Below are 2499 nucleotides of genomic sequence, written 5' to 3' on the forward strand. Positions count from 1 at the left end.
TCCCCGGATGAGGTGAAAGTCTCAAGTCCGGTTTTGAAGACGAGTAGTTCTGGTGACGGAATTGCTTAGTTTAACAGTGTCAGGGGATGGGCAAGAAATTATGTCTATAAAAATTTCGCTAGGCTTATTTCAATTCGACTTTGAAGACCACCATGCCATTTTGGGGGTGCCTTTGGATGCCGAATTCAGTCAAATCCGCAAACGCTACATGCAAATTGCGCGAAAACTGCATCCAGACAGCGCTAACGTAGAAACCCCCGCCGATAAAAAATTGGCCACTCAAATTTTGTCAAAACTGGCCAATCCCGCCTACAGCAAGCTCACCAACGAACGCGCCCGCGCCGAACATGCGGTGCTGCTGGGCATGATGGCGAAGCGCGTGGTTCAACAAAAGGATAAAGTCAACCTCACCACTGAGGCGGCGCAGCAGTTATTAAAGTCCCAGGATTTGGAAAAGGACTACAAAAATGCAGTTTCGCAATTGAGCCAAACCCAGTTTGAATCCCTGCAAGACACCGTAAAGGTTATCGGTGAAATCAGCGAACTGAATTTGGTCTACCTACAGCGCAAACAAAGTAAAGGGGAAAAGGTGGGCAAGCCGGCAGCGAAGAAATCCGCTAAAGCAGCAACCCAGTCAAAACCGGCGCAAAAAACTCCCCCACCCGAAGGGGAATCGGCGCAAGCAAAGGCAGCTACTGCTACCGCAGGTCCGTCTAAGATTGACGCCTATTGCCGCAGAGCACAAGATTTTATGGAGGGTGGAGATTTTGCCAAAGCTGTGGTGGAATTAAAAGAAGGTCTCAAAATCGAACCGAAAAATAGTCGCGCTCACGGCTTGTTAGGGAAAGTGTATGTGAAGCAAAATCAACTCACCCTGGCTTCTATTCATATCAACCAAGCGTTGAAATTGAATCCCCAGGAAGAGTCTGCTTTAGAGGCGAAAAAAGGACTGCAAAAAGCAGCACAAAACTCAGGGAAGAAAAAAGAGAATCAATCTGCGATCGCGGCTTTCTTCGGTAGTTTGTTTGGCAATAAGGATAAAGGCAAGAAGAAGAAAAAATAATGATTCATCAACCACCATCAGGGGCACGAGATTTACTTCCCCTCGATGTAGCGCAAAAACGTTGGATCGAAGAGCGCCTGCGCCCGGTTTTCGAGCAATGGGGGTATCATCGCATTATTCCCTCTACGGTGGAGCGTTTGGATACCCTAATGGCGGGGGGGGCGATCGATGCCTCTACGGCTATCCAGCTTCAAGAAACTGAGGAGGATATGCCCCTGGCCCTGCGTCCGGAAGTGACTGCCTCGATCGCCCGTAGCGCAGTAACGCGCATGGCCGGCAGCAGTTATCCGCAACGTCTGTATTACAACGCCAATGTCTTCCGCCGCCATCGGGAAGGCTATCACGGTTCCCAGCAGGAATTTTATCAAGCTGGGGTAGAACTCCTGGGCGCGGGCGGATTGCTCGCCGATGCAGAAATTGTCCTGCTGCTGCGTCAGTGCTTGCAAAGTTTGGGATTGCAGAAATCCCGGGTGATTTTAGGCGAGGCGGGATTGACCCGATCGCTGTTGCGAAGCTTTCCCCCCGCGTTGCAAGACAAGGTGCGCCACGCGATCGCTCATCTCAATCGCCTCACGATCGAAGCGCTTCCCCTGAGTCCCGCACAGCGCGATCGGGCTTTGTTTCTCTTCGATCTGCGCGGTCGTCCCGCTGATGTGTTGCAACGGGTTGCGACCCTCGACCTGGATGAGTCGGAAAGAGCAACTCTGGAAAATCTCAAGTCCCTGGTGGATTTACTCGCCGACTACTTTCCCTCGCCTTCCCAGGAAACTTCCCCCTCCACCGCTGAGGTGCAACCGCTGATTCTGGATTTGAGCCTGATTCAACCCTGGGATTACTATACCGGCATTGTGTTTGAGGTGGTCTGCGAAACGGACTCGGGTCAGCTCGTTTTGGGCCAAGGGGGCCGTTACGATCGCTTGCTCAGTCTTTATCATCCCCAGGAAGAAGATATTCCCGGCATTGGTTTCGCCCTCAATATCGAGGATTTGCACCAAGTCCTCTTGCCTACAGGTCAACTGCCTCGCGCTACCCCGCCCACTGATACTCTGGTAGTGCCTCGGACGCCCCAAGCGTTCTCGGCGGCTTTTTCCTACGCCCAAACACTCCGCGAAAGCCACGATTCTGGCCGGGTTGAGGTGGATTTACAACCGCGCCCCACTACTGAGGCGGTGCGCGACTATGCCCGTTCTCGGGCGATCGCTCGCATTGCCTGGGTGGATGGGCATGGTCTCACCGAAACCGAATCGGTGCTTTAACCCTCCCCACAATCTGCCACCGGATATATGGTGGCGCTCCACAAACCCCCCCGCCAGCGGGCTAATTCCTAATTTTGGCCCGCCGAATCGGGGAGGGAGTTGTTTTTTTACTTGACATGGGGTAGAATGAAGCTATAGGTGCAGGCAGGACGTATATGCAATGCATAGCTTGCTTAACTG

General features: G+C 52.6%; 2 protein-coding genes. Both read left to right on the plus strand.

What is annotated here, in order from left to right:
• Positions 1 to 100: 100 nt before the first annotated feature.
• On the plus strand, positions 101 to 1063 hold the full coding sequence (locus AC0QH1_RS30455; RefSeq protein ID WP_324635201.1) for a J domain-containing protein: 963 nt from the start codon (positions 101 to 103) through the stop codon (positions 1061 to 1063).
• Complete coding sequence (locus AC0QH1_RS30460) at positions 1063 to 2319, plus strand: ATP phosphoribosyltransferase regulatory subunit (RefSeq protein WP_324635202.1); 1257 nt, start codon at positions 1063 to 1065, stop codon at positions 2317 to 2319. The genes AC0QH1_RS30455 and AC0QH1_RS30460 overlap by 1 nt, the downstream gene beginning before the upstream one ends.
• Positions 2320 to 2499 lie beyond the last annotated feature (180 nt).

Source organism: Phormidium sp. CCY1219, from assembly GCF_055795085.1.